Raw genomic sequence first — 26,638 nt, forward strand, 5'->3', positions numbered from 1 at the left:
CGGGATTGGGATCGGAAGCGCGAGGGCAACAAAAAAGCCTTGTCCCTATCGTACCGGGCAAGGCTTGGCTTTCATTCGATTAACTTACCGAGGAGCGAAGTCTCCCCATTTCGTGCTCCACCACAAGTGTCAGTTCTTCTTCGTACCCGCCCATGATCCTATACTTGCGGATGTAATCCCTGACGAACTTCCGCGAGTCCTTCGGTTGAAAAATGCGCGTAAGCTCCACGAGGCTTTCTTTGACTTCATTATGGCTGCGTTTAGCCATGAAATCCCCTCCCTAGCATCGGTTGGTGGTTCTAACAAATACGGTCAGCGAATGTTGAACGATCCACGAAATGAAGGTGAGTCAGGAAGCTGATGGAGCAGCACTAAATTAAATTTTCTAATTTATCAATCAATTATAACATTTTAAACCTTGATATAAAAGCGCACCGGATTATTTTATTTGTTAATGCTCATTTCTTGTCGCTTTCCGCCGGCTCGGCGCCGGGCGCATCCATGTCCTGCGGACGCGTCGTCGCAGCCGACCAGGCGCTGCTTTTATACATGCGCAGGTATGCGAATACGCCAACGATCGCGACGACGATGCCGAACAGGATGACCGCAGTCGTTATCCAGGGGCTAACCACAGCGCGCCCTCCCTTCGCTCTAAGGAATTTCCATATATAGGCTAATTATAGAGGAAAGGATTTACGCTTTCAATGCGGCGGACAACCGGCTACAGAAATGTAACATGTTACAATCAAGTTACCCTGCGAAACGTTCCGCTTCCCCATACAAGGAGCTCACCATTGTTATCGGCAATCCGCCCCTCCAACGTGAGCGTTCGCCGAGAACGGTGAATCAGCTCCGCTTCGCAAGTCAGCACGCCTTCCGACGAGCTTTGCAAATAATGCACGTTCAATCCGGTCGTTACCGTCCGTTCCTCCGGACACGCCAAAATCGCGACAAGGCCCATCGCATTGTCGAGCAGCGAAGCCAGCACGCCCCCGTGCACGATGCCCGCCATATTCAGATGCTCAGGCCTCAGTCGCAGCGATATCGCCGCCCTGCCCGGATCCGCGGACACCAGCTCGCAGCCCAGGTATCCCCAGAACGTCAGCTTCGCCGCGGATTCCATCGCTTCCAGCGCCGATCGTCCGTCCTCCGAACGGTCATTCCCGCTTTCCTTCATGCTCCCCACCCTCATCGTTCCCGGCCGCGGCCAGTTCCTCGTCCTCCTGCAGCTTGCGCCGGAGCACCTTGCCGATCATCGTCATCGGCAGCTCGGTGCGAAATTCGTACACATGGGGCACCTTGAACACGGCCAGCCGCTCTCTGCACCAACGGTCGAGCTGCATGGAAGAGACGTTCACGTCCTTGCGCAGCACGACGAACGCCTTCACCGTTTCGCCGCGGTACGCGTCCTTCAGGCCGATGACGGCCGCTTCCTTGACGCCCGGGTGCTCATACAGCACCTCTTCCACTTCGCGCGGATAGATGTTGAATCCCCCGGCGATAATGATGTCCTTGATCCGGTCGACGATGGTGAAAAAGCCGTCGCCGTCGATCTGCGCCAGATCGCCGGTTCGCAGCCAGCCCTCCTGCAGCGCGGCGGCCGTAGCTTCAGGCTTGTTCCAGTAGCCTTGCATCACCTGCGGACCTTTGACCAGCAGCTCGCCGATCCCGCCGGGCGGCAGCGCCTCGCCCGTCTCCAGATCGACCACCTTGGCCAGCGTGCCGGGCAGCGGCAGTCCGATCGTGCCGATCTTGCGCTTGGTCCAGAACGGGTTCGCATGCGTCACCGGCGACGCTTCCGTCAGGCCGTAGCCCTCGATCAACCGGCCGCCGGTCACCGCTTCGAACTGCGTCTGCACCTCCAAGGGCAGGGGCGCGGACCCGCTGAGGCACACCTTGATCGACGACAGATCGTATTTCTTCGCCTCGGGGTGATTGAGCAGCGCGACGTACATCGTCGGCGCCCCGGGGAAGATGGACGGCTTCTCGTCGCGGATCGCCTTCAGCACGGCCTCGATCTCGAACCGCGGGAGCAGCACGATCGAGCCCGCCTTCAGCACGGAAAAATTCATGATCACCGTCAGCCCGAATACGTGAAAGAGCGGCAGCGCCGCCAGAAAACGCTCCTTCCCTTCCTGCGCCCGGTAAAACCAAGCCTCGCACTGGGCCGCGTTAGCAATCAGGTTGCGATGCGTCAGCATCACGCCCTTGGCCGTACCCGTCGTGCCGCCCGTGTACTGGAGCAGCGCGATATCCCGCTCCGGGTCGGAAGCGACCTCGGCCGGCAGCTTCGGCGCTTTCGCCATGAAGGACGCGAACCTCGTCACGCCGTCCTTGCCGTACGGAATCTGCGGCTGCTTGCCGGCGCGGCGCTGCTTGACGGGATAGAGCAGGTTCTTCGGAAACGGAAGTCCGTCCTGGATCGACGTCACGATCACCTTCCGCAGCTGCGGGACGGGACCGGACTCCGGCGTATCGCCGCGAACCCGCGCCAGCCGGGGGTACAGCATGTCGAGCGTGACGATGACGGACGCGCCGCTGTCCCGCAATTGATGCTCCAGCTCGCGCTCCACGTAGAGCGGATTCGTCATGACCACGACGGCGCCCGCAAGCAGAACGCCGAAGTAGGCAGTGACGGCTTGCGGGCAATTCGGCAGCATGACGGCGACGCGGTCTCCCTTGCCGACGCCGGCCTCTTGAAGGCCAGCCGCCATCCGCTGCGCCGCGGCGAGCAGTTCTTTGTACGACGTCCGCTTGCCGAAGAAAAACAACGCCTCGTTGGCGGGATACTTGGCGGCGGCCTGGAGCAGCAGCTCGCCGATGGCGAGATTCGGAATGTCCACGTCCGGCGCTACCTCGCCGGGGTAATTGCGAAGCCAGGGCAAAGCGAGCTGATGATCCATTTCCCCGCCTCCTGAAAGTTTTTGCGATACTACCTGGAAGACATCCTCGCGAGCAAAAACTCGCTTCGGAAGCATGCGCTTGTTTTTGCGAAACTACAAGAGCTACATCCTCGCGAGCAAAAACTCGCTTCGGAAGCATGCGCCAGTTTTTGCGCAGGCGCCCGCTACAGCGTGTACTGCTGGCCGCGGATGACGCGGGCGGCGATGTTTCGCTTGAGCGCTACGGTATCGTCAAGCGGCGCGCGCATCAGTTTCTTCAGCACGGCGAGCTGCGTTTGGAGCGCGTCGCCCGTTTCCAGGGCGGACAACGCCGTCTTCGCGTAACGCTCGATACGCTCCATCGCTTCCTGCACGAACACGACCGTCATGTCGACGGCATTGCGGGTACGGGCGGAAGCCGCGGATTCGGCGCCGCCAGCGGCATCGGCGCGCTGCAGCATTTTGCGGGTGCGCAGCGCGGCGCTTTCCATCGCGAACGTCTGGATCATCATGTCGGCAAGCAGGCAGAGTACTTCCTGCTGCTGCTCCAGCGCGAGGCCGTACCGCTGCACCGCGAGGCCGCCGACGGCGAGAAAGGTCCGCTTGGCCTGGCCGATGCGGTACGTTTCCTTGCCGAGCGGCGCGTCGAACGCCGGGAGCGGCATCGGCTGCAGCAGCTCCGCCTGCAAGGCCCGCGCTTTGCGCAGCAACGGCAGCTCGCCCTTGAGCGCCTTCTTCATCAGCGTGCCGGGAATGAGCATCCGGTTGATCTCGTTCGTGCCCTCGAAGATCCGGTTAATCCGCGAATCCCGGTAGATCCGCTCCACCTTGTAATCCTTGATGTAGCCGTACCCGCCGTGGATTTGAACGGCTTCGTCCGCTACGTAATCGAGCGCCTCCGTCGCGAACACTTTATTGATGGAGCATTCCAGCGCGTACTCCGAGATCGCCTTGGCCGCCCGGGCGCCGGATTCGCCCGCGCCGGTCTCGCCGTCCCGCGACTCGGTGGCCTGCAGCATCTCGTCGATCCAGCCGGCCGTGCGGTACACCATGCTTTCCGTGACGTAAGCCGCGATGTTCATGTCCGCCAGCTTCGCCCCGATCAGCGGAAACGACGCGATCGGCCGGCCGAACTGCTTGCGCCCGCCGGCATACTTGGCGGCGAGCCCGACCGCTTCCTTCGCGCCGCCGACGCAGCCCGCGGCCAGCTTGAAACGCCCGATGTTCAGAATATTGAACGCGATGATATGGCCTTTGCCCACCTCGCCCAGCACGTTCGCGACCGGTACCGGCGTGTCGTCGAAGAAGATCGGGCAGGTCGAGGACCCTTTGATGCCCATCTTGTGCTCCTCCGGCCCGATGCTGAAGCCCTGCGAGCCCCGTTCCACGATGAAGGCGGTAAAATGGTCCCCGTTCACCTTCGCGTACACGATGAACAGATCGGCAAACCCGGAATTCGTGATGTACAGCTTGGAGCCGTTCAGCACGTAATGGGTGCCTTCGGGATTGAGCCTCGCCGTCGTCCGCGCCCCGAGCGCGTCGGAGCCGGATGCGGGCTCCGTCAGGCAGTAGGCCGCGATTTTCTTGCCGGCGGCCAGCTCGGGCAGATACCTCGACTTCTGCTCCGTCGAGCCGAAGAACACGATCGGCAGCGTGCCGATGCCCACGTGCGCGCCGACGGACAGCGCGAAGGAAGACGCCTCGGCCAGCGTCTCGGCCAGCAGCGTCGAGCTGACCTTGTCGAGACCGAGTCCGCCGAAAGCCTCCGGCACGTCGGCGCCGAGCAGGCCGAGTTCCCCGGCTTTGCGCATCAGCTCCACGGTCAATTTATAATCCAGCGCTTCGATCTCGGCGTCTCGGGGACGGATCTCGCCCTCGAGAAAAGCGCGGGCCGCTTCGCGAATCATCACTTGTTCGTCGGTAAAATCCTCCGGCGTGACGATGTCGTCCGGCGCCATGTCCTCCACTACGAACCGGCCGCCCCAACCTTTGTTCTGCGCCATACCGATGCCTCCTTTCTCTGTAAAGCGGGAGATGCGATGCGGGAATGCGAGAGATTTGCTCGAAGAATGCCTGCCTCGCTCCATGCCCCGTTGACGTTGGCGGAAGCCGGCAGGTCAAGGCTAGCGGACCAAGGATAGAACGTGAGGTTCGACCGAATCAGGCCTGGTTGTCGTTCCGGTTACGGCTCCGCAGAGAAGACGCCTGCCGCTCCCATGCCGCCTCCGACGCACATCGAGACGATGCCGGTTCCGCCGCCGCGCCTCTGCAGCTCGTGGATCAGCGAGACGGACAGCTTCGTGCCCGTGCAGCCGAGGGGATGGCCGAGCGCGATCGCGCCGCCGTTGACGTTCACGATCGCGGGGTCGATGCCCAGCTCCCGGATGATCGGCAGGCATTGCGCGGCGAACGCTTCGTTCAGCTCGATGAGATCCACCTGCTCGAGCGTGAGATTAGCGCGTGCGAGCGCTTTGGGGATCGCCTCGATCGGACCGATGCCCATCACCTCCGGCGCTACCCCGGCCACGCTGTAGGCGCGGAATGCCGCCAACGGCTTGACGCCGAGCCGCTCCGCGCGTTCGCGGCTCATGACGACGACTGCGGCTGCGCCGTCGTTCATTTGCGAAGCGTTGCCCGCCGTCACGGTGCCTTCCCGGGCAAAGGAAGGCTTCAGCTTCGCCAGCACCTCCGGCGTCGTATCCGCGCGCACGCTCTCGTCCTGGTCGAACGTGAACGACTTGGCCCAAGGCCTCCCGTCGTCGCCGACGCCTTCCCGCCGGATATGCAGCGGGACGATCTCCTCGCGAAAGCGTCCTTCGGCGATGGCCCTGGCCGCCTTGCGGTGGCTCTCCGCCGCGAACGCGTCCTGCGCCTCGCGGCTGACGCCGTAGCGCCGGGCCACCTCCTCGGCCGTGTGGCCCATGCCCATGTACACCTCCGGCATGCTGTCCGCGATGCCGGGATGCGGCGAAAGCTTGAAGCCGGTCATGGGGACATGGCTCATGCTTTCGACGCCGCCGGCGAGGACGACGTCCGCCTCGCCCAGACGGATCCGCTCCGCGGCATAGGCGATCGCCTGCAGCCCGGACGCGCAAAACCGGTTGACGGTCACGGCCGGCGTCGTAACCGGAAAGCCCGCATACAGCGTCATGATGCGGGCGAAGTTCAGCCCCTGCTCGCCCTCGGGCATCGCGCAGCCGATGACGACGTCCTCGACATCGGCGTACGCCAGCCCCGGCACGCGGTCGACGGCCGCGCGCAGCACGGCACGGCCCAGATCCTCGGCGCGCGTGTCGGCCAGGCTGCCCTTCTTCGCTTTGCCGACGGCGGTGCGGACCGCCGATACGATCACGGCATCCCGCGGATTTCGTGCAGCGTTCATGGATGGTTTCCCTCCTTCTAGGGGTTGGTTTGAATGAAGGCAGACGATGCGCGAGCCGGTCTATGCAAGCCGCCCCTAATTGCGCAGCGGCTTCCCGGTCGTCAGCATATGAGCCATGCGCGCCTGCGTCTTCGGCTCGCCGCACAGGCTGAGGAACGCCTCGCGCTCCAGATCGAGCAGGTACTGCTCGCTGACCTCCGCCCCCGGCGGCGCGTCGCCTCCGGCGAGCACATGCGCCAGCTTGCGGCCGATCAACACGTCATGCGGCGTCACCATCCCGCCGAGGCGCATATTCTCCACCGCCAGCTGCAGCACGGCGCGTCCTTCGCGGCCCGCGACGCGAATCCTCCGACCCGCGTCCGGGGGAACGTACCCTTCGCGGTCCATCGCGAGCACGGTCCGTTTGGCTTCCGCCGTCCGCGATTCGCCGCGGATGATGACACGGTCATGCGGGCGCATGAAGCCGAGGCGGGCAACATCGAAGCCGCTCGTCGACGTCTTGGCCATCGCGATCGTCTCGAACAGCGCGTTGACCTGCGGCTGCAGATCGCCGCCCGCGCCGGCGCGGGCATCCGCGAGCGCGGCCGCTTCCTTGCACCCGCCGCCGGCGGGAATCAGGCCGACGCCGGTCTCGACGAGACCGAAATACGTTTCCGCCGAGAACACGATCCGGTCCGCCGGCAGGCAGGCTTCGACGCCGCCGCCGAGCGTCATCCGGTGAGGCGCGGCCACGACGGGACGATCGAGGCGCTTGAGCGTCAGCATGCTGTTCTGGAACAAGGAGATGATGTCGTCGATCTCGTCGAAATCGCCGTTTTGCGCTTCGAGCAGGAGCATCGTCAGATTCGCCCCGACGCAGAAATGCCGTCCTTCGTTCGCGACGACGAGTCCGCGCCAGTTGCGGCTGACCTCCTCCGCGCTTTGCCGGATCGCGGTCAGAATGTCCCCGCCGATCGCGTTGTTCGGCGAGTGGAACACGAGTCCCGCGACGTCGTCGCCCAGATCGAGCAGCGAGGCGCCGCCGTTGCCGAGCACGGTTTTGCCGGAGGACTTGAGCGCCTTGAGCGAGATGACGTCCCGCTCTTCCTCCTGCTGCCGGTATTCGCCGCGGTTCACGTAGAAGCGCAGCGAGCCTTCCTGCTTATAGAAGCTGCGGTTGCCGGCGGCGAGCCATTCCTCCAGCCAGCCCGGAATCTCGTCTCCCTCCGACCGCATGCGCTGGACGGAGCGTTCCAATCCGATCGCGTCCCACAGCTCGAACGGTCCCAGCTCCCAATTAAAGCCCCAGACCAGCGCGCGGTCGATGTCCGGAATCGTGTCCGCGACGACGCCCAGCTGCCGGGCCGAATACAGCAATACCGTCTTGATCGCCTGCCAAGCGAACCGGGCATAGCGGTCGTTCGGCTCCGTGAACAGCAGCGCTTTAACTTTGGCCGCGGCGCCCTTGGCGGTCTTGGCCGCTTCGATGACCGGCGAATTCACGCCGCGCCGCGGCGCGTACGTCATGGTATCCGGCTGCAGCGTCTCGATGTCGCTGCCCCCGCCGGGACGCTTGGTCTTGCGGTAAAAGCCGCTCCCCGCCTTCTCCCCGATCCACCCGTTGGCCACGAGCGCCTCCAGGACCGGCGGTCTCGCGAACGCGTCGCGCTCCGAAGGATCCTCGCTTCGTTCCCGCACGTTATCCACGACATGCAGCAGCGTATCCAATCCGACGAGATCCAGCATCCGGAACGTGGCGGTCTTCGGCCGGCCCATCGCCGGACCGGTCAACGCGTCGACCTCGTCGACGCCGAGCCCGAAGGCGCGCATCGCCTCGATCGTCGTCAGCATGCCGTACGTCCCGATCCGGTTGGCGATGAAATTCGGCGTGTCCTTGGCGAGGACGACGCCTTTGCCGAGCTGCTGCCCGCATATCGCGGCGAGCTTGCTCAGCGTCTCGGCCGCCGTGTCCGGACCCGGCACCAGCTCGACCAGCTTCATGTGGCGGGGCGGGTTAAAGAAGTGCGTCACCGCGAACTGCTTCCGGAACGCCTCCCCGCGTCCCTCGGTCATCGCCGCCACGGACAATCCCGACGTGTTGGACGAGACGAGCGTGCCCGGCCGCAGCACGGATTCGATGCGGGCAAAAACGCTCCGCTTGACGTCCAGCCGCTCGAGCACGGCCTCGACGATCCATTCCGCCTCGCCGAGCCGGCCGAGATCGTCCTCCAAATTGCCGGGCGCAATGCGATGGATAAACGAAGCCTCGTACAGCGCGGGCGGCTCTTGCTTGGCAAGCTTGGCGAGGCTGGCCGCGGCCAGCCGGTTGCGGACGGCCCGGTCCTGCAGCGTCGCCCCTGCCCGTGTTTCCTGCTCGGTCAGCGCGGCCGGCGGCACATCCAACAGCAGCACGCGAATGCCCGCATTGGCCAGATGGGCGGCGATGCCCGCCCCCATCACGCCCGATCCAATGACGGCCGCGCGGCGAATCGCCGGCGACGGCGTCGATCGTTCTCCCACACCGTTCCCTCCCTCGTAGTGAAATTGCCGCTTGGCGCGGCGATGCCGGCTGCCGCTTCGCGATCGAAGCGGCAGCCGGGGGTCAAACTTTATGCATAGCCGAGAATCGATGCAGGCGATATCCAGACCAACCGGCAGCTTATGACACGCCAGTCACCATGACTTCCGCGCTTCTTTACCGCCCGTCGCCGAACACGCTCTCGGCGAGAAGCTCGGCGACGTCCCGCGCGCGGACGGTAGATTCTGCTTCGAGCAGCTTGATGCCGTCCTCCATCATCGTGAGGCAGTACGGGCAGGCGGAACCGATCACCGTCGGGGACGTTTCCAGCGCCTGCGCCGCACGGGCTTCGTTCACGCGAACGACGCTGCGCTCCTCCATCCACATGAGGCCGCCCCCCGCGCCGCAGCACAGGCCGTTCGCGCGGTTCCGTTCCATCTCCAGCAGCTTCACGCCGGGAATCGCCCGCAGCAGCTCCCGCGGCGCGTCGTACACGCCGTTGTACCGGCCCAAGTAACACGAATCGTGATAGACGACCCGCTCGCTTACCGTATGCGCAGGCGTCAGCGCCCCCTCCGCGACCAGCCGGGCCAGCAGGGTCGTATGATGCTCCACCGCCACCGATCGCGCGAGGCCGAAGTCGCCGTATTCATTCTTCAGCGCATTGAACGTATGCGGGCAAATCGTGACGATGCGCCGGATGCCGTAACGTTGGAGCGTGGCGATGTTGTCGGCGCACAGCGTTTGGAACAACAGCTCGTTGCCCAGGCGCCGCGCGGTATCGCCGGAATTTTTCTCCTCGCCGCCGAGGACGGCGAACGGCACGCCCGCTTCCTGCAGCAGGCGCACCACCGCGAACAGGATCTTGCGGCTGCGCTGGTCATAGGCGCCCATCGTGCCGGCCCACAGCAGCAGCTCCGGCTGCTCGCCGCGTCCCGCCGCGTCCCGCATCGTCGGTACCGGCGGCGCTTCGGGCACGGCCGCTTCGTACGCCGCAAGCCATGCCGCGCGCTCCGCGCGGGGCAGTCCCCACGGATTGCCTTGGCGCTCGATATTTTGCATGGCGCGCTGCGCTTCGGACGGGACGCGTCCTTCCGTCAGGACGAGGTAACGGCGCATGTCGATGATTTTGTCCACGTGCTCGTTGCCGACCGGGCATTGGTCCTCGCAGTTCCGGCAGGTCGTGCACGCCCACAGCTCCGACTCCGTCATCACGTCGCCGATCAGCGCGACATCCGTCGCCGCCGTGTCCGCCTGCGCGTGCCAAGCCTGCTTCTGCGCCGTCATCGTCGGCTCGATGGACGTCCGCGCGGACCCGCCTCCGGACCACAGGGGCACCGCCCCCGACATCACATGCGCGCCCGTCTCCCCGCTTCCGCCGAAGGCCGGCACCCAAGGGGACTTCGAGGTGATCGCCGCGCCTTTCTCGGTCAAATGGTCCCGCAGCTTTACGATCAGATGCATGGGGGACAGCAGCTTGCCCGTCGAAGCGGCCGGACACACGTTCGTGCATCTGCCGCATTCGACGCAGGCATAGAGGTCGAGCAGCTGTTTGCGCGTGAACTGCTCCACCGCCCCGACCCCGAACGACTCCGCCTCCTCGTCTTCCAAGTCCAGCGGCGCCAGCCTGCCCGGCGGCGTCCGGCGGCGCAACCACAGATTGACCGGCGCGGTGAAGATGTGAAAATGCTTCGACTGCGGCACGTACACCAAAAATCCGAGCAGCACCGCCAGATGCAGCCACCAAAACACTTCGTACAGCACGCTGCCCGCGCCGGACGTCAGCCCGATCTCCCGGAAGCCGTCGGCCAGCGCCGAGGACACCGGAGCGTAGCCGTCATAGAGCGCGTCCTCGCCGCCCTGCCCGTTTGGCACCGCTTCCTTTAATCGGTCGAAGGCCTGCGCGAGAAGGACCGTCAGCATGAGTCCTCCGATGAACCAGAGCACGATCGAAGGCTTCCAGCCGCGCTTCAGCCGCCGCAGCCGCTCCACGTACCGGCGGAACGTGCCGTAGACAATCGCGAGCAGCACGAGCGTCACCGTGATTTCCTGCGTAAGCACGAATCCCCGGTAGGCCGGATACGGAATCGCCGCGCCCGCGAGGCCTTTCCAAATGATGTCCGCCGCGCCGAATTGCAGGACGATGAACCCGTAAAACAACACGACATGCATGATCCCGCTGCGAATATCCTTCAACAGCTTGCGGTGGCCGAATACTTGCATCGCCCAGCTCAGGCTCCACTCGAAGCGCGGCGCCGCTTCGGACGCCAACCTGGCTGCCGTTGCGAACGAGGAGATATTCAGCATCTCGTCGCGATGGTCGTTCTCGGGATCCGACGGATCATGCGGAGGCGGAGGCTTCCGCCGCTCGCTCCGGCCCAGCAGCATATAGTCCAACCGCCGACGGACCACCGCGTAAAAGCAGGCCAGCGCCGTCAGCGTCAGCAGGGCGAAGAAAAACCATCGGATCGTCAGCATCCACGCATGTTCGCTTAATCCCCCCACAAGGCTCCCTCCTTCCCTCGGAAACACGGAGTGATTCAGTATATGTCCGGGCGGTCTTCAACATGTCGCGAAGGGCCGCAACCGGCGGGCGGCGCGGTCTATTTCGAGGGCCAAGTTCATAAGGTAACAGGGGCGGCAGCGGCGCTCGGACGGTATACGCTATCGTATTCGGCGGCCGTGGGACGGTATGACAGCCGCGGGCAATTACAGAATGACCGGGAGGTGTTTCGATACCGATGCAGTTGGTCGTATTGATCAAGCAAACCTTCGATACGGAGGAAAAAATCGCCATCGAAAACGGAGCCGTCGCCGAAGACGGCGTGAAGTTCATCCTGAACCCCTATGACGAATACGCGCTCGAAGAAGCGCTCCGTCTGCGCGAGGCCCGCGGCGGCGCCGTGACGGTCGTCTCCTGCGGCAGCGCCCGCGCCGCGGAGGCGCTTCGCACCGCCTTGGCCATGGGCGCGGACGAGGCCGTGCTGATCGCGCAGGACGGGCTCCCGGATGACGGATATGCCGTAGCGGCGCTGCTTGCCGCGGCGGTGCGGGAACTGGAGCCGGATCTGGTATTGGCGGGCTTGTTCGCCGTGGACCGCGGCGCGGGCAGCGTCGCGCTGCAGGTCGCGGAGCGGCTGGGGCTGCCGCATGCGTCGGCGGCGTTGAAGCTGACGGTGGAGGACGGCGCGGACGGCGCGCAAGCGCCGAGCGGAGCCGCATGGGGCGGCGGCGGAGGTCGAATCGCCGTCGTGGATCGGGACACGGAATGGGGCATGGAAACGGTCGCTATTCCCCTGCCCGCGCTCGTCACGGCGCAGCAAGGGTTGAACGAACCGCGCTATCCGTCGCTGCCGGGCATCATGAAGGCGAAGCGCAAGCCGCTCCGCCAGCTCGGCGCGGCGGAGCTCGGGCTCGGCGCGGACGACCTTGCGCCGCGGACCGAGCGCGTGGCGCTCCTCGCGCCGCCGGTTCGCGCGGCGGGACGCAAGCTGAGCGGCACGCCCGCGGAGCAGGCCGGGCAGCTTGCGGAGCTGCTGCAGCGCGAAGCGAAGCTGTTCTAACCTCATCTCCGGCCGGGATCCGTTTCGCCGGTTCTGAGCTTGGTTGTTCGGGATGGCGCTGGCCGCGCCAGTCGATATGACGGCGCGAGCCGTTTTATAGGAGAGAGGAGGTCATGAAACGATGACCGATACTGCGAATCTAACGGCACTCGTGTATGCCGAGTGCCTGGACGGCAAGCTGCGCCGCGTGGCGCTGGAGGCGCTCGGCGCCGCGCGGCGGCTGGCCGGCGACGGCGGCGCCGTGCATGCCGTCGTCGTCGGCGGCGGGCCCGGGGCGGCGCTGCGGGAAGCCGCCGCGGAGCTCGCCGCCCGGGGGGCGGGGGTCGTCCATGTCGTGGACGACCCGGCCCTGGCCGGCTTCGCGCCGGAGGCGTACGCCGCCGCCATCGGCGCCGCCGTTGCCGCGGCGCGGCCGAGCGTGATCGTGCTCGGCCACACCGCGGCGGGGCGCGAGCTCGCGCCCCGCGTGGCCGCCGCGGCCGGCGGCGGCCACGTCGCGGACGTGACCGCCATCGACCTCGGGGACGATGGCGGCGCGGCCGCGGTCTTTACCCGCCCGCTCTACGCCGGCAAGGCGTTCGAGCAGCGGCGGTTTCTGCCCGGCGCGCCGCAGGTCGTCACGGTGCGCCCCAATAATTTGCCCGTCGCGGAGCCGGTCGCGGCCGGCAGCGAGGGCACGGTCGCGGCGTTGCCTTATGCCGCGCCGCCGCTTTGGACCATCGTCCGCGGCATCGCCCGCAAAGCCGCCGGCACGGTCGATCTCGCCGAGGCGGACATTATCGTCGCCGGCGGCAGAGGCGTGCGCAGCGCGGAAGGCTTCGCCCCGCTCGCCGCGCTGGCCGAAGTACTCGGCGGCGCGGTCGGCGCCTCGCGCGGCGCATGCGATGCCGGCTACTGCGACTACGCGCTGCAAATCGGGCAAACCGGCAAAACCGTCACGCCGAAGCTCTACATCGCCTGCGGCATTAGCGGCGCGATCCAGCATTTGGCCGGCATGAGCCAGTCCCGCGTCATCGTCGCGATCAACAAAGACCCCGACGCCCCCATCTTCGGCATAGCCGATTACGGAATCGTCGGGGACTTGTTCGAGGTCGTGCCGCTCCTGACGGCGCAGTTCAAACGCATTTTCGAAACGCCGGGCGCTTAACAAGCCCGGCGTTTTCCTTTCACGCGGTTTAACCGCCCTCGTATTGGCTGTCCGCGCTCATAACTCGCTTAAAAGCTAAACATGTATAAGGTCACCAGAAAAGCTATGAACCCGAGAAACAATGCTCCGCTGCCTAGCAAAATATATGAAAGACGTTTCATCAGGAACCCGATGAACAAGTACAAGCCCAATACCGAAAACATCACTACCGCTGTAAGCGTCGCGGCATCCCTATCTCCTTTTCCGAATATACTGTCACCGTTGTCGCCAAAATTAAAAGCAAAGACAAACCATCCGATCACGCTGGCCGCCCCGATCCCCAAACCGATGATGAAATAAATCCCCTCGAATATCCTGGTCTTTGTCATTAGCAGCCCTGCTCCTTTTAAAATGGTCTACAAGGAGCTTATCCCGATTCCCGGCGATGACATAGTACCGACAATTTCTGGTACCGCCGGCCGTTTCTCGGTCCATTCGGTTCTATTTTCCTGCCGGCCGCCGGCGAAGCCGCCGCTTTTCCCCTCGCCAAACGCAAAACAGCCCGGACCGCTGAGCGGTCCGGGCTGTTTTGCGTTTACCGGTGCAATTTCTTCGCCATCAACTGGAACAGAATGGCGATCATTTTCGCCGTCTCTTCGCGCGAAGCGAAGTCTTTCGGCGCGAACACCGTTTGGCTGCCGCTTGGCTTGCCGTTGATGATGCCCGCTTGTTGAACGGCTGCCGCCGCATCCTGCGCGAAAGCCGAGATGCCGGACGCATCCGCGAACGTCAAGCTCGGCGCCGTTGCCGGCAGCTTGTAGTTCATCTTATCCGCGAAACGCGCGATCATCGCGACCATTTGCTCGCGCGTAATGTTCGCGTTCGGGCTGAATTGTCCGGCGGTAACGCCGTTCGTGATGCCGGTCGAAGCCGCCCATGCTACGGACTGCGCATAGTACGCATCGGCGCTGACGTCGCTGAATTGGCTGCCGCCGAACGTGCTCAGATCGACGCCTGCCGCGCGCGCCAGAATCAGCGCGAAATCGGCTCTCGTCACGTTTGCTTTCGGATCGAAGCTGGTTGCGCTCGTTCCTTTGATGATCTCTCTCGCGGACAGGTACGTGATGTGGTCCTTCGCGAAGCTCGTCGCGATATCGCCGAAATTCACGGCGTTGTATGCTACCGCATAGCGCGAGAAATGCTTGACCTTGAAGTTCAGCGTACCGGTTGCCGCATCGTAATTCGCTTGCGGCACCAGCACGAGCTCGCCGTTATCCGCGATGTAGTACGCGATGATCGCATTGAGGTTCTCACCCGCCGCCGGCGTATACGGAATGCTGATGCTTGCCAGGCCGCCCGCCAAATCGGATACCTTCTTGCCGTCCGCCATTACCGTGAAGTCGTAGACCGGATGCGTTCCGATCGCTTCCTTCAGGGCTGCTTGCGCTTGCGCGGAGAGGCCTTCGCCCGCCTTCGCAGGATCGGCCTTCGCAACCGTTACGCTGACGTCTCCGGTCGTCGCGGAATTCGCGATCGCCGCCAATGCCTTCCGGTCGAAGGAGACTTGTCCGAGGCCCGCATCGATAATCATGGATTCCGCGGCGCTGCCCGCCAGTTTATCGACCGCCGCTGCCGGCAGGGTGATCGTCGCTTGCTTCGCGTTCGCATCGACGACCGTTTTGAACGCGATCCGGTTAACCGAACCGGCGCTCAGTTTGGACAAGGCTTGATCGACTTGGTCGCCGGTGATGGCGGCCGCCGCGTTGCCCGATGCGTCCGTCGTGGATTTGACTTCGGTCGTGACTTTGGAGCCGTCTACCGTCGGCGTACCGGCATTATCCGGGTTACCGATGATTGGGCCGCCACCGCCGCCAGAGCCGGACGGAGTCGTAACCGTTACCGCCGCTTCCGCCATGCCGTATCCATCCGCGCTAAGCGCCGTGATGACGGCCGTGCCTGCGCCGGCCGGCGTTACGTTGCCGTTTGCATCAACCGTTGCAACGGCCGTGTTCGAGGACGACCACGTCACCGTTGCGGCGCCGTCTCCAGCAGGCGTCACGGTTGCCGTCAGTTTTTTAGCCGCTTCCCCGCTTTGAAACGAAAGTGCCGTTTGATCCAGCGTCACTTTGGTAAAGCCCATTTCCATGACGGAAATCGTACCGCCCACTTCGTTTGCGACAAGGATCAGCGGAAGTCCGGTCGGGCTGTCCGCAGCCGGAATAAAGTCGATACCTTCCGGTCCCGCATCGGTTTGCAAAGGATTGGTTGGATCCTCAGGCGTGCCGAAATTCCGCGTATTGATGTAATTTACGAAAGCCGGATGCGCCGGATCGGTGACGTCGTACGTCATAATGCCGCTGACCCGCTCAAGACCGACGAAAGCGAATGTTTTGCTGCCTACTTGGCCTACCTTCACGTATTCCGGTTCCGGCCCTTTTTTCTGGCTTCTTGCGTCGAATCCGATTTCCTTATGGTCCGAGTTGAAATATTGCGGCAGCCGCTGCGCCGTTATTTTCTCGAAGTCGTTCTGACTATCATAGACTGGAGCCATCGTATCGGCATCCCAAACGGAGAAGGAACGTCCGCCGTAAAGATAGATGCCTTCCGGTCCCATATCGCTTGGCACTTCCACCTTATCGTAAGGCGTCTTGCCGTTGACTGTGTTGTTCGTCAGGAAAATAGCGGCAGCGGAATCCGGATTCAGATTTCCCTTGATGTCGCCGATCGTCGTGACGTTCGTTCTGCCCGGCCATTCCTCGTCGCCCGGTTCCTCGACGTCCGGCCATTCCGTGCCGTCCCCTTCATTGGCGGTGAACAAGTACGTTTTGCCGCCAACCGTGTAGGAATCGATGCCGTCAGGCATGAACATGCCTTGGAAAGGCACGTTTTCAAAGCGGATCAGACCGTCCTTCACCAAGTCCAGCGAATTTTCCGACTTGCTCAAATCCTTGTACCCCAAGCCTTTGACCGACTCGACCGTTTTGTTCGCGATGTCGATCGTGCCGATCGCATTGCCTTCTTGCAGCGATACGTAAGCTTTGGATTCATCGGCCGACAGCGCGATGTATTCCGGCTCCAGGTCGTAGACCGCCGCCTCCTTGGAAGCCGCCGATCCGGTAATCACGCCGTCCTCGTCGACTGTGCCGCGCAGGTGCACGTTATCGGCGATGACTTCTGGATTGTCGAATTTCACATGGTTCACCGCACCGGTCTGCGTGTCGACGATCGTCACGCTTCCTTCCGGATCGATGCCCGCATGTCTGTCTTCGCCTTCGTCGGCGGTCAATACGTAGCGTCCGTCCTTTGTGACTTTCACCATATCCGGTTGAACGCCGGCATTATAATACTTCACGTATTTGCCGTCATAATCGAATACGAGGATCACGCCGTTGTTCGAATAAGTCTTTTCTTGAATTGCCGCATAGACCAAGTCGTGCTGCATGTCGATATCGACGCTGGTGAAGTCGCCATAAGCAAAATCCGGAATGTTCGCTTCCGCAAGCGCGTCTTCGATGTTGATTTTTTTTACGGTGTCTTGGACCGGCTTGCCGTCTTCGTCCAAGCTGACGATATCGAGCGTGGCCGGCGTGCTGGAGCCGTTGACCGAATAGAATTTGTGATTTTCAGGGTTATATTTGACGATCTCGGCCACGCCGCCGTCCTCATTCGGCGTTCCGGCAATGAAAGATCCTAATTTCTTCATGGAAATCTTATCTTGATAGACGGGATTAACCGCTAGTTTAACCGATTTGCTTTCCGTATTCGGGGGCGTCCCGCTGTCTGCGACCGTCACGGTGACATCGTTCAACGAAGCCGCTGCGGGGGTTCCGGTAATCAGGCCCGTCGCAGGGTCGATATTCAAGCCTGACGGAAGTCCTGTCGCGCCGTATACATAAGGTCCAGTTCCACCGGAAACATCAAGCTTAGCCGAGTAAGGGCGCGATGCGGTAGCATCGGGCAAGTAACCGGTCAAGAACAAATCGACCGGCACAGGATTCCCTGGTCCCGCCGGCGGAGGGGTTGCCGTTCCCGCTATGCCTTCGCTATTGCGAGGGCTATAAGTCGGCAAGTCGCTGCTCGCGAGCTTGCTGTACGTAATTTGCACGAAATCGTTCTTGTTGTTGTCCGAATCCGCGTAATTCACGCGGCGCAACGATATATTCTTGGAAGTGCCGCCAGTCGTTCCGGCAGTGTCGTTTCCGACGGTCGGTCCCGCGGGATATTCGTTCTCGTAACCGTCGATGTCCGTCGTTTTGTCATTGCTCCCCGTTCCAAGCATGTCAACGTAGCCTGCGGGCTTTGTCGATTGCGCGAACGGATTCGCAACGTCCAGCATCGTTTGATTGCTCATGAGCACGATCTTCATGCCCTTATTTTGAAGCGCTTTCTCAAATTCCTTGTCTACCTCGCCCGGCAAGTAGAGCTTAATATCCGCGGCCGTCGTAGGCGATGCTTCGCCGCGAATCAGGTAATAACCATGCGCGGGAATCGTGCCGGACAGGTCTATCTTCTGCCACGGACCCGATGCTCCTGTCGCATTCCCTCCGCGATCGGCATATTGAATGGACCATGCGCTAAGATCGATTGCGGACTCGGTAGGATTATAGAGCTCGATAAAACCGTAATCGACGGCGCCTTCCGTCGAGGTGCCCGAACCATAGTACTGATTGATCACCACATGCGGTACGGATACATCATAATTACCGCTCGCATCATAAGGCGTACCGACTGCGGGCGCAGCGGCGGAGGCTGGAATTGCAACGATGAACGTGCTCGCTACGATCTCTGCGGACAACAACAGGGACAATAGACGCTTGTTTCTCGTTTTCAACTGATCTTCAACTCCTATTCTATGATCTCGCATTGAGCGTATAGGAGTTTTATGTCGAGATTGTTAAAGAGATTTTGATGTTTTGTAAATGATATCAGCGCTTTTTCGAAGATTCCGAGGCTCCCGCACAAAGAAAAGACCCCGACGACCGTTTGATAACGGATACGTCGGGGTCTTGCGCGCGGGATGCCGCCTGGCTCTCAACCGCCGGTCAGACGGCGGAACGCCTCGCCGACCAAGAGATGCGCGAGCGCGAAGCTCGAGACGATCACGGCCAGGACGACGGCGATCGCCAGCAGGGCGAAGCCCAGGGAAGGCTTCCTTCGCGTACGCGGGACCGCCGGCTCCGCTGTCCGCTCCTCTTCGATTGGCATGGTGGCCGCTCCTCTCATTCCGGGAATGAGATTGCTAAGCTGCCTCATTCCTCATAGAAGAGCATATGCGGCTTCTCGTCTTTATAGTAGGTCAACCGGTCCTGCAGGCTGCCGGTGTGGAACTCGAATCTATGTCCGTCGGGATCGGCGAAGTAGACGGATCGCTTGTCCCGCTCGTCCCGTTCCCGGCCGGGAAGGATGTGCGCATGGCATGCCTTGAGCCGTTCCACCGCCGCGTCGAACTCCCCCTCTTCCACCGTAAACGCGATATGGGTATACGATTGGCGGATCTCGCTCCGCGGGATGTCCGGCTCCGCGTTCAGCGCCAGCCACAGCCCGTTCAGATCGAAATACGCCGTCTGCCGGCCTTTGACCAGCAGCTTCGCGCCGAATACGTCCCGATAGAAGGATATCGAGCGCTCCAAATCCGAGACGGAGAAGAGCAGATGGTTGATGCTTCCGATTTTCATGGGACTTCACCTGCAATCTGAATCCATTCATAAAATAGACAAACGCGAATTGCCATCGGCGCGAGCTACCTCCGAATCAGCCCGCACGCTTATGGCTGAGCAGCCAGCGGTACAGCTCCGGATCGGCATAGGTCTGCTCCATGATCGCATGGGACAGGCCGGGGTAGCGGGTGAATCGCACGTCCGCGTTCGTCCGCCGCAGCCCTTCGATCAATTCGATGGACCGGTCGATCGGCACCGTGTCGTCCTCGGCGCCATGGAATGCCCAGACCGGCAGCTTAAGGTTCTTCATGGCTTCGACCTCGTGATAGCCCGCGAGCGGAACGACCGCAGCGAATCGGCCGTCATCCCGCACGGCATAATCCCAAGCGCCGTTGCCGCCCATGCTGAAGCCGGATAAATAAACGGCGTCCGGGTCGACGTTGTACTCGCACATGACGCCGTCCAGTACCGCCAACGCCTCATGCCTCACCGCCGGCCAAGAGGAATGAGCCGGACACTGCGGGGCCACGACGAGAAACTCGAAATTCGGGATGCTCTCCGCAGCCTTCGGCAGGCCGTAATCATCCAGCAGACCGAGGTCCGATCCCCGCTTCTTGATGCCGTGCAGGAAAAGGATGACCGGCCAGGGCCGGTCCGCATCGTAATGGTTCGGGACGTAGAGCTTGTACCCGATAGCCGCCTGAATCGAAACGGTCGCTTGAAACGCGCATGAATGAAGCGTCATCCGCAGCCCCTCCCCCCCCCCGGTTTCCATTAATTAGAAAACAACTGCATTTACATACAATTTAAGCGCCGTGAAGCTGGAAATCGATCTCCAGGAACCGCGATACTTCCGGCACCCAGCGGGTCTCCACGAAATCGACGTGCAGGGGATGCGCGTTGTAGGTATCGTAATCCGATTGGTTGTCGAATATCATCGAGAACCCGTAGTCGTAATCGTTCTTCGGGCTGACCTGTTTGAATACGCTGAAGTTTTTCACGACCGGGATCGAAGTCAGCGCGCGCTGACCGTCCTGCAGGAATTTCTCCGCCGCTTCCGACCCCGCCTCGTGCTTCAAATTGAAAATCACCATATGCTGAATGCTTGTCCGTTCCATCTTCTTCATCCTCCTCGACGTTGGTTGTCCCTCTCTTGCGCAAACCGTTACCTTCCTATCCTACACCTTTCGCCGCCGTCTAGGTATCCGACGAAAACAACAAAATCCCGTTCCGCTCCTCCCAGCCCGAACGGGACCAGAATCCCCGGCCTAGCTCGTTGCCGGCCAGCACGAACAGATGGCATTTCGCGATGCCCTCCGCGCGGAGCTTGGCCAGGCCGCGCTTCACGAGCTCGCCGCCGATACCCTGTCCGCGCCGGTCCGTCGCAACGGCCACGTGGTACAGGAATCCCCGTCTGCCGTCATGGCCGGCGAGCAGGGTGCCGAGCAGCTCGCCGCCCCTCGCGCATACGAAGCTGCACCCGGGATTGCGCGCCAGGTAGCGCGCGATCTCCTCCCGCGAGTCCGAATCGCTCAGCACCATGCCTTCCGTCGTCGCCCACAGCGAATAGCAGGCATCGTAATCGTCCATCGTCATCTCGCGGTACGTCACGTCCACAGTCGTTCCACTCCCAGAAGGTTGTCTGCCCTGAATTCCGCCCGATAGACGTCCGGCATCGTCAGGCTTTGCCAAAATGCATAATCGTAACGCCCGTCCCATGCCTGCAAAATCATGCTCAACAGATTGCCGTGCGTGCCGACGGCGACCGTTTTTCCGGCGAACCGGTCCAGCAGCCCGCGCACGGCTTGGACGCCTCTTCGCTGCGCCTCGCGATACGACTCGCCGCCCGGAAGCGATGCGTCAGGATCGGCGAACGAGCGCTCCACAGCCTCCAGAAAAGCAGCCCGCGGCAGGAGTCTATCCGCTCCGTGCAGCCGCCTTTCCCGCAAGTCCTCGACGGAAAGCACCGGCAGGCCCCGCTCGTCGGCGATCCCCTGCACCGTCAGCACCGCCCGCGCGTAGGGACTGGATACGACGACGTCGATCGGCGTTTGCCGCAGCTGCTCCGTCAGCCGTTTCGCATCCGCGCGTCCGTTCGCGGTTAATCCTCTCGCGCGATCGGAACCGGAATGCACGTCGGATTCCGCATGCCTGACAAGCAGCAGAACGGTTGTCATGGCTTCCCTCCTTCCGCGGCGAGCGCGGACATTCGTTTTCTAGTATAATCCATTTTAACATGTCCGTCCGCGGTAAAGCCGGAAATTCGATGACGTTCCCTCAAGGGACGAGCCATGCATAATCGCGCGATTCGGAAGCGATGCTAGAAGGTTAGAGAAGGCTATTCCATTGCGAGCTCGAAAGGAGAATGCCCATGTTGGAGAAATACCGGCTGAACGAGAAGCGAAGCATGTCCCTCGCGGACTTCGATCCGGAGGATACGGCAGGCATCGACGACAAGGACGAGATCGAAGAAAAGTTCGAGGAGCTCCTGGATAAACTGCGGGAGCATCAGGAGAAGCTCTTCGCGAGCAAAACGGACGGCGTGCTCATCTTGTTTCAGGGGATGGATTGCAGCGGCAAGGACGGCGTCATCAAAAAGGTGCTCGCCGGCCTCAATCCGCAGGGCTTCCGGGCGGAGAGCTTCAAGAAGCCGACGACGGACGAATCGGCGCATGATTTTCTGTGGCGGACGCACAAGGTCGCGCCGGCCAAGGGCGCGATCACGGCGTTCAACCGGTCGTATTACGAAGACGTGCTCATCACGCGGGTGCACGGGCTGATCGATAACAAGGAAGCCGAAAAACGGCTGAAGCATATCGTCAATTTCGAGAAAATGCTGAGCGACGGCGGCATTACGCTCATCAAGATCTTCCTGCACATCTCGCCGGAATTCCAGCTCGGCAAGATCAAGGAACGGATGGAGAATCCCGAGAAGCTGTGGAAATTCGACCCCAACGACCTCGAGGAACGCCGGTACTGGAAGGCGTACGCGAAGGCCTACGAGCAGGCGTTCAAGGCTACCTCGACCAAGCGCAACCCGTGGTACGTCGTGCCCGCGAACAACCGCTGGTTCCGGGATTACCTCGTGCTCCGCATCGTGGAGTCCGTGCTCGATTCGCTGAAGCTGTCCTACCCGGAGGTCGACATGACGCAGTTCGGGTCGCTTACGGGCGGCGAGGAAAAGGATGCGCACTAGAAGCGCGGCAAGCGTCGAATGCTGGATTTTCCCGTTGACATTTGAGCGGAATTGCGCGAGTATTACAACTATAATCATGTTCGACATGACAGAAATTCGTTGATGGGAACACGCGCAAGCTGCATCAGGCAATCCCCAGAGAGTCGGCGCCCGCTGAGAGCCGACGTTTGCCCGCCGACTGCGTATCCTCCCGGAGAAGCCGCGCTGAATCGCCAAGTAAGCTCGGACGGGATCCGCCGTTACAAGGAGCGCGTATGATCGTACGCGGCAAAGAGCCGTTCGGCCATTGGGCAGCACCACAAGCACAATGCGCGGGCGGAATCAGGGTGGTAACGCGAGAACAATCTCGTCCCTTTTCGGGGACGGGATTTTTTTATTTTCCGGGGGATTGACCGGTCGCAAGGCATTCACGCTACGAAGGAGAGAGTACCATGGGAAACGAACGAAACTATGAGGCGCTGACGGTAGGGCTGACGGAGATCGCGCAGGCCCAGATGCACGTGAAGGAAGTGTCGGCGCGCACGCCGCTGCAGCAGAACCGCGTGTTGTCCGAGCGTTACGGCTGCAATGTCCTGCTAAAGCGCGAGGATCTGCAGGTCGTGCGCTCCTTCAAGCTGCGCGGCGCCTATCATCTCATCAAGTCGCTGCCGGAGGAACGGCTCATGCGCGGCGTCGTCTGCGCGAGCGCCGGCAATCATGCGCAAGGCGTCGCCTACTCCTGCCAATCCCTCGGCATTCCCGGCAAGATCTTCATGCCGAGCACGACGCCGCGGCAGAAGGTCAACCAAGTCGCGTTCTTCGGAGGCCCCAACGTGGAAATCGTCCTGACCGGCGATACGTTCGACGACGCCTTCCGGGAAGCGATCGAGGCGAGCCGCAAGGACGAACTGGCCTTCATCCATCCGTTCGACGATCCCAAAATCATCGCCGGCAACGGCACGATCGGCAAGGAGATCATGGAAGCGATCGAGACCGCGCCCGACTTCGTGTTCGTCACGATCGGCGGCGGCGGACTCGCGGCGGGCGTGGCCGCCTACGTCAAAGCCGTGTCGCCGGGGACCAAGCTGATCGGCGTGGAGCCGGAAGGCGCGCCTTCGATGCGGGCATCGCTGGACGCCGGCGAGGTGATTCCGCTCGATACGATCGACAAGTTCGTCGACGGCGCGGCGGTGAAGCGCGTCGGAGAATTGACCTTCCGCATGTGCCGCGAGCTGCTCGACGACATCGTGCTCGTGCCGGAGGGCAAAGCCTGCACGACCATGCTCGATCTCTATAACGAGAACGCCATCGTGGCGGAGCCCGCCGGCGCGCTGCCGATCGCCGCGCTCGACTATTACCGCGAGCAGATCGCGGGCAAGACCGTCGTCTGCGTCGTGAGCGGCGGCAACAACGACGTCGACCGGATGCAGGAGATCAAGGAGCGTTCGCTCGTCTTCGAAGGGCTGAAGCATTATTTCATGGTCAGCTTCCCGCAGCGCGCCGGCGCGCTCCGCGAATTTCTCGACGAAGTGCTGGGCCCGGACGACGACATCACCCGCTTCGAGTACACGAAGAAGCATAATAAGGACAACGGACCGGCGCTCGTCGGCATCGAGCTGAAGCAGCGCCAGGATTACGAGCCCCTGATCGCGCGCATGAACCTCAAGGGGCTCAGCTTCGTCGAGCTGAACAAGGACCCGGTTCTGTTCAACATTCTGATCTGAGCGCGGCCCTAGATCACTTTCCGCCTTTTTCGGATCGGCGATCGCAATCGCCGGCGTCTTAGCCTTGATTCTTCCCGCACTCATCCCTCCGACGTCGTGGAACCGCGTCCGGACTTGTCCCTTGCTACGCCTTGGAACCCGCGCCGCGCGCGCGTTTCAAGGCGTTTTTCCTGTTCCTTACAATCACTTCACAAACCGCTAACGGCCCTGTGACATTCCCGCGCTATGCTTGCCGACAGGAGGTGTTTTTCATAATGAAAATCATGATTCTGTATGCCTCTTACGGTGACGGGCATTTGCAGGCCGCGCGCGCCATAAGCGAAGCGATCGAAGACCAGCGTCTCGGGGAACCGATGCTCGTCGACCTGCTTGCCGAAGCGCATCCTTGGATTAACGCCATGACCAGACGGGTATACATGAAGAGCTACTCCTTGATTCCGGGCCTGTACGGCTGGCTGTACGACCGGACCAAACCGATGAAGCACGACTCCGTGTTCGCCAATTGGCTTCATTCCTTCGGCCGCGCCCGGCTGCGCCGCATCCTGCTGCGCCAGCGCCCGGATGCCGTCATCCACACCTTTCCCCTGCTCGCCATGCCCGCCCTTAAGAAACAAATCGGCCTCCACATTCCGACCTGCACCGTCGTGACGGATTTCGATCTGCACCGCCGCTGGGTCCATCCGGATATCGACCGTTATTACGTCCCGACCGAGGACATGAAGCACGAGCTCCACGCGCTCGGCATTCCGGAACGCCGCATCTGCGTCAGCGGCATCCCGATCAAACGCGGCTTCCGCACGACCGTCGTCGACCCGGATATGCGCGCGGGGTACGGCTTCCGCGTCGGAAGTCCCGTCGTCCTGATCATGGCCGGCGCCCAGACGCTCACCGCGGTGTCGGATATGATTTCGCCTTTGATTGGGCATCCTAATCTTACCGTCGCCGTCGTCTGCGGCCGCAACGAAGCGCTTGCATCCGCGCTGCCCGAGCAGTTCGGGGAGGCCGTCGCGGACGGAAGGCTGCGCGTATTCGGCTACGTCGACCGGATGCACGAGCTGATGGCGCTCTCCGCCTGCATCGTCACGAAGCCGGGCGGCGTCACGCTGGCCGAATCGCTCTCGTTCGGGCTGCCGATCTTCGCCTATCAGCCCGTGCCGGGCCAGGAACGCAACAACGCGCGTTATTTGGCCGGCAAAGCCGTCGCCCACCTCATCCAGACGCCGGAGCAGCTGGCGCGCGAGATCGTCGCCCTTATCCATGATCCCGTCCTTCTCATGCAGCAAAGAGTCAGAGCCCGCAAGCTTCAGTACAAAGGGGCGGCCGAGACCGTCGCCTTGGATTTCTGCTCCGGCTTGCATATAATGGAGAAGACGTCTGCCCGCCTTTGATTCGCCTGGATGCTCCGTATCCGACTACAAGGGGTTGTGACCGTCATCAAATCGCGATTGTTCGGCCGTGAAATCATTCTCTTTTCCGTCATTCTGCTCTTCGTGGAATTCATCCGCGGAGCCGCGCTCATCAGCTTTCTGCCCATTTACGGCGAGAAATCGCTCGGCTTGTCGCTGGATATCATCGGCATCGCCATTACGGCGCACTATCTGACGGATACCGTGCTCAAAATGTTCATCGGGTATCTGCTTGACCGTTTCTCCATCCGCTTCGTCGTCCAGATCGGGCTGCTCTTCTCGATCGCCGGCATCGTGCTGATTCCGTTCGCGCATCAGCCTTGGCTCTTCATCGCGGCTTCGGCCCTGTACGGCGTCGGGATCTCCCCGATCTGGATCGTCTGCCTGACGAGAGTAACGGGCGACCGCCGCGCGATGCAGATGGGGTTCTTCTATACGATCTGGTTCATCGGCATCGGCGCCGGTCCGATCGTCAGCAACCTCCTGCTCGATCACAGCCGGACGGCGACCTACTATATGCTGCTCGCGGTCGCCGCGCTGAGCTGGGTGCTGGCGCTGTTCCTCAGCAACGGCCGGGTATCCGGCACGGCGCCTTCGCTGCCGGTGAGCGAGCAATTCGCCATTCTGAAGGAGCGGCTGCGCCATATGCGCCTGCTCCTGCCCGGAATGGTGCTGCAGACGATGGGCGCCGGCATGCTGGTGCCGATCCTGCCCAGCTTCGCGGAAGACAAGCTCGGCATGAACGGCGCGCAGTATTCGCTGCTGCTGCTGGCCGGCGGCGTCTGCACCATCGTCGGCCTCATGCCGCTTGGGCGCCTATCGGACATGCTCGGCGGCAAGAAGTGGTTTCTCGTGCTCGGCTTCGTGCTGATCGGCGCGGGACTCTACCTGCTCTCCCTCGCGCCGCCGATGTGGGTGTGCATCCTGCTGACCGGCGTGCTTGGCATTTCCTACGCGACCTTGCTGCCGGCTTGGAACGCCTTGCTGGCCAATTACGTACCACCTAAGCAACAGGGTCTCGGCTGGGGCATCTTCTCGACCGTCGAGGGCGTCGGCGGCATGATCGGTCCCGTCGTGGGCGGCACGCTCGCGCTGTGGCAAAGCCAGACCGAGGTACTCTTGTACTGCGGCATCATGTACGCCGCCATCGGGTTTTTCTATATTTGGTTTCCGTTTCGCGCCTTTCACGATCACAAGACGCACGGATAACGGCTTAACATTCAGGG

General features: G+C 62.2%; 22 protein-coding genes and 1 other annotated feature. Of the genes, 6 read left to right on the forward strand and 16 right to left on the reverse strand.

Annotation, left to right across the window (positions count from 1 at the left end; genetic code table 11):
• Nucleotides 1–79 precede the first annotated feature (79 nt).
• The 8 genes from AC50YL_RS06240 to AC50YL_RS06275 all read right to left on the reverse strand — a co-directional run bounded on the left by AC50YL_RS06240 (nt 80) and on the right by AC50YL_RS06275 (nt 11,239).
• On the reverse strand, nt 80–268 hold the full coding sequence (locus AC50YL_RS06240; RefSeq protein ID WP_161746551.1) for a hypothetical protein: 189 nt from the start codon (nt 266–268) through the stop codon (nt 80–82).
• Nucleotides 269–458: 190 nt separating this feature from the next.
• A complete protein-coding gene (locus tag AC50YL_RS06245) occupies nt 459–632 on the reverse strand; it encodes a hypothetical protein (protein ID WP_161746550.1) in 174 nt (57 codons plus the stop codon).
• Between the two features lie 113 nt (nt 633–745).
• The gene (locus tag AC50YL_RS06250) at nt 746–1,177 is read right to left on the reverse strand and encodes a PaaI family thioesterase (RefSeq protein WP_494830246.1); all 432 of its coding nucleotides are present in this window, start codon (nt 1,175–1,177) and stop codon (nt 746–748) included.
• Entirely contained in the window at nt 1,158–2,903 is a 1,746-nt protein-coding gene (locus AC50YL_RS06255) for a long-chain-fatty-acid--CoA ligase (RefSeq protein WP_494830248.1), read from the reverse strand. The genes AC50YL_RS06250 and AC50YL_RS06255 overlap by 20 nt, the downstream gene beginning before the upstream one ends.
• Before the next feature lie 164 nt (nt 2,904–3,067).
• Nucleotides 3,068–4,885 carry an acyl-CoA dehydrogenase FadE gene (locus AC50YL_RS06260; protein WP_494830250.1) on the reverse strand — a complete coding sequence of 606 codons (1,818 nt, stop codon included), beginning with the start codon at nt 4,883–4,885 and terminating at the stop codon, nt 3,068–3,070.
• Nucleotides 4,886–5,064: 179 nt separating this feature from the next.
• A complete protein-coding gene (locus AC50YL_RS06265) occupies nt 5,065–6,264 on the reverse strand; it encodes an acetyl-CoA C-acyltransferase (protein WP_494830252.1) in 1,200 nt (399 codons plus the stop codon).
• Nucleotides 6,265–6,339: 75 nt separating this feature from the next.
• Nucleotides 6,340–8,763 carry a 3-hydroxyacyl-CoA dehydrogenase/enoyl-CoA hydratase family protein gene (locus AC50YL_RS06270; protein ID WP_494830254.1) on the reverse strand — a complete coding sequence of 808 codons (2,424 nt, stop codon included), beginning with the start codon at nt 8,761–8,763 and terminating at the stop codon, nt 6,340–6,342.
• Nucleotides 8,764–8,938: 175 nt separating this feature from the next.
• The gene (locus AC50YL_RS06275) at nt 8,939–11,239 is read right to left on the reverse strand and encodes a (Fe-S)-binding protein (RefSeq protein WP_494831178.1); all 2,301 of its coding nucleotides are present in this window, start codon (nt 11,237–11,239) and stop codon (nt 8,939–8,941) included.
• A 263-nt stretch (nt 11,240–11,502) separates the two neighbouring features.
• Here AC50YL_RS06275 and AC50YL_RS06280 point away from each other — a divergent pair, with 263 nt between their 5' ends.
• Together AC50YL_RS06280 and AC50YL_RS06285 are read left to right on the forward strand one after the other, a co-directional pair.
• The gene (locus AC50YL_RS06280) at nt 11,503–12,324 is read left to right on the forward strand and encodes an electron transfer flavoprotein subunit beta/FixA family protein (protein WP_494830256.1); all 822 of its coding nucleotides are present in this window, start codon (nt 11,503–11,505) and stop codon (nt 12,322–12,324) included.
• A gap of 121 nt (nt 12,325–12,445) precedes the next feature.
• On the forward strand, nt 12,446–13,471 hold the full coding sequence (locus tag AC50YL_RS06285) for an electron transfer flavoprotein subunit alpha/FixB family protein (RefSeq protein WP_494830258.1): 1,026 nt from the start codon (nt 12,446–12,448) through the stop codon (nt 13,469–13,471).
• Nucleotides 13,472–13,539: 68 nt separating this feature from the next.
• Here the strand turns inward: AC50YL_RS06285 and AC50YL_RS06290 are convergent, their stop codons facing one another.
• The 8 genes from AC50YL_RS06290 to AC50YL_RS06325 all read right to left on the reverse strand — a co-directional run bounded on the left by AC50YL_RS06290 (nt 13,540) and on the right by AC50YL_RS06325 (nt 21,284).
• Nucleotides 13,540–13,839: a hypothetical protein gene (locus AC50YL_RS06290; RefSeq protein WP_494830260.1), complete on the reverse strand. Its 300-nt coding sequence runs from the start codon at nt 13,837–13,839 to the stop codon at nt 13,540–13,542.
• 206 nt (nt 13,840–14,045) lie between these two features.
• Complete coding sequence (locus AC50YL_RS06295) at nt 14,046–18,281, reverse strand: choice-of-anchor I family protein (protein ID WP_494830262.1); 4,236 nt, start codon at nt 18,279–18,281, stop codon at nt 14,046–14,048.
• 200 nt (nt 18,282–18,481) lie between these two features.
• Nucleotides 18,482–18,655 (reverse strand): hypothetical protein, encoded by a 174-nt coding sequence (locus tag AC50YL_RS06300; protein WP_494830264.1) that lies wholly within the window; start codon nt 18,653–18,655, stop codon nt 18,482–18,484.
• Between the two features lie 44 nt (nt 18,656–18,699).
• A complete protein-coding gene (fosB, locus tag AC50YL_RS06305) occupies nt 18,700–19,125 on the reverse strand; it encodes a metallothiol transferase FosB (protein ID WP_494830266.1) in 426 nt (141 codons plus the stop codon).
• 76 nt (nt 19,126–19,201) lie between these two features.
• The gene (locus AC50YL_RS06310) at nt 19,202–19,852 is read right to left on the reverse strand and encodes a carboxylesterase family protein (RefSeq protein WP_494830268.1); all 651 of its coding nucleotides are present in this window, start codon (nt 19,850–19,852) and stop codon (nt 19,202–19,204) included.
• A gap of 61 nt (nt 19,853–19,913) precedes the next feature.
• The gene (locus tag AC50YL_RS06315) at nt 19,914–20,225 is read right to left on the reverse strand and encodes a Dabb family protein (RefSeq protein ID WP_494830270.1); all 312 of its coding nucleotides are present in this window, start codon (nt 20,223–20,225) and stop codon (nt 19,914–19,916) included.
• Between the two features lie 79 nt (nt 20,226–20,304).
• Nucleotides 20,305–20,724 (reverse strand): GNAT family N-acetyltransferase, encoded by a 420-nt coding sequence (locus AC50YL_RS06320; RefSeq protein WP_494830272.1) that lies wholly within the window; start codon nt 20,722–20,724, stop codon nt 20,305–20,307.
• A complete protein-coding gene (locus AC50YL_RS06325) occupies nt 20,715–21,284 on the reverse strand; it encodes a histidine phosphatase family protein (protein ID WP_494830274.1) in 570 nt (189 codons plus the stop codon). The genes AC50YL_RS06320 and AC50YL_RS06325 overlap by 10 nt, the downstream gene beginning before the upstream one ends.
• Nucleotides 21,285–21,478: 194 nt before the next feature.
• On the opposite strand from AC50YL_RS06325, the gene AC50YL_RS06330 reads away from it, so the two are divergent.
• From AC50YL_RS06330 to AC50YL_RS06345, 4 genes are all read left to right on the forward strand, one after another.
• Nucleotides 21,479–22,303: a PPK2 family polyphosphate kinase gene (locus tag AC50YL_RS06330; protein ID WP_494830276.1), complete on the forward strand. Its 825-nt coding sequence runs from the start codon at nt 21,479–21,481 to the stop codon at nt 22,301–22,303.
• A gap of 90 nt (nt 22,304–22,393) precedes the next feature.
• Nucleotides 22,394–22,660, forward strand: a binding site (T-box leader).
• A gap of 74 nt (nt 22,661–22,734) precedes the next feature.
• Nucleotides 22,735–24,006: a threonine ammonia-lyase IlvA gene (gene ilvA, locus AC50YL_RS06335; protein ID WP_494830277.1), complete on the forward strand. Its 1,272-nt coding sequence runs from the start codon at nt 22,735–22,737 to the stop codon at nt 24,004–24,006.
• Between the two features lie 254 nt (nt 24,007–24,260).
• Entirely contained in the window at nt 24,261–25,394 is a 1,134-nt protein-coding gene (locus AC50YL_RS06340) for an MGDG synthase family glycosyltransferase (RefSeq protein ID WP_494830278.1), read from the forward strand.
• A gap of 36 nt (nt 25,395–25,430) precedes the next feature.
• Nucleotides 25,431–26,621: an MFS transporter gene (locus AC50YL_RS06345; RefSeq protein ID WP_494830280.1), complete on the forward strand. Its 1,191-nt coding sequence runs from the start codon at nt 25,431–25,433 to the stop codon at nt 26,619–26,621.
• Nucleotides 26,622–26,638: the final 17 nt, after the last annotated feature.

The sequence above is a fragment of the Paenibacillus sp. J22P277 genome (assembly GCF_059383675.1).

Coding starts and splice junctions, on each gene's coding strand:
- AC50YL_RS06240 (WP_161746551.1), bottom strand. CDS start 268: ATGGCTAAACGCAGCCATAATGAAGTCAAAGAAAGCCTCGTGGAGCTT.
- AC50YL_RS06250 (WP_494830246.1), bottom strand. CDS start 1,177: ATGAAGGAAAGCGGGAATGACCGTTCGGAGGACGGACGATCGGCGCTG.
- AC50YL_RS06255 (WP_494830248.1), bottom strand. CDS start 2,903: ATGGATCATCAGCTCGCTTTGCCCTGGCTTCGCAATTACCCCGGCGAG.
- AC50YL_RS06260 (WP_494830250.1), bottom strand. CDS start 4,885: ATGGCGCAGAACAAAGGTTGGGGCGGCCGGTTCGTAGTGGAGGACATG.
- AC50YL_RS06265 (WP_494830252.1), bottom strand. CDS start 6,264: ATGAACGCTGCACGAAATCCGCGGGATGCCGTGATCGTATCGGCGGTC.
- AC50YL_RS06275 (WP_494831178.1), bottom strand. CDS start 11,239: ATGCTGACGATCCGATGGTTTTTCTTCGCCCTGCTGACGCTGACGGCG.
- AC50YL_RS06280 (WP_494830256.1), top strand. CDS start 11,503: ATGCAGTTGGTCGTATTGATCAAGCAAACCTTCGATACGGAGGAAAAA.
- AC50YL_RS06285 (WP_494830258.1), top strand. CDS start 12,446: ATGACCGATACTGCGAATCTAACGGCACTCGTGTATGCCGAGTGCCTG.
- AC50YL_RS06290 (WP_494830260.1), bottom strand. CDS start 13,839: ATGACAAAGACCAGGATATTCGAGGGGATTTATTTCATCATCGGTTTG.
- AC50YL_RS06300 (WP_494830264.1), bottom strand. CDS start 18,655: ATGCCAATCGAAGAGGAGCGGACAGCGGAGCCGGCGGTCCCGCGTACG.
- fosB (WP_494830266.1), bottom strand. CDS start 19,125: ATGAAAATCGGAAGCATCAACCATCTGCTCTTCTCCGTCTCGGATTTG.
- AC50YL_RS06310 (WP_494830268.1), bottom strand. CDS start 19,852: ATGACGCTTCATTCATGCGCGTTTCAAGCGACCGTTTCGATTCAGGCG.
- AC50YL_RS06315 (WP_494830270.1), bottom strand. CDS start 20,225: ATGGAACGGACAAGCATTCAGCATATGGTGATTTTCAATTTGAAGCAC.
- AC50YL_RS06325 (WP_494830274.1), bottom strand. CDS start 21,284: ATGACAACCGTTCTGCTGCTTGTCAGGCATGCGGAATCCGACGTGCAT.
- AC50YL_RS06330 (WP_494830276.1), top strand. CDS start 21,479: ATGTTGGAGAAATACCGGCTGAACGAGAAGCGAAGCATGTCCCTCGCG.
- ilvA (WP_494830277.1), top strand. CDS start 22,735: ATGGGAAACGAACGAAACTATGAGGCGCTGACGGTAGGGCTGACGGAG.
- AC50YL_RS06340 (WP_494830278.1), top strand. CDS start 24,261: ATGAAAATCATGATTCTGTATGCCTCTTACGGTGACGGGCATTTGCAG.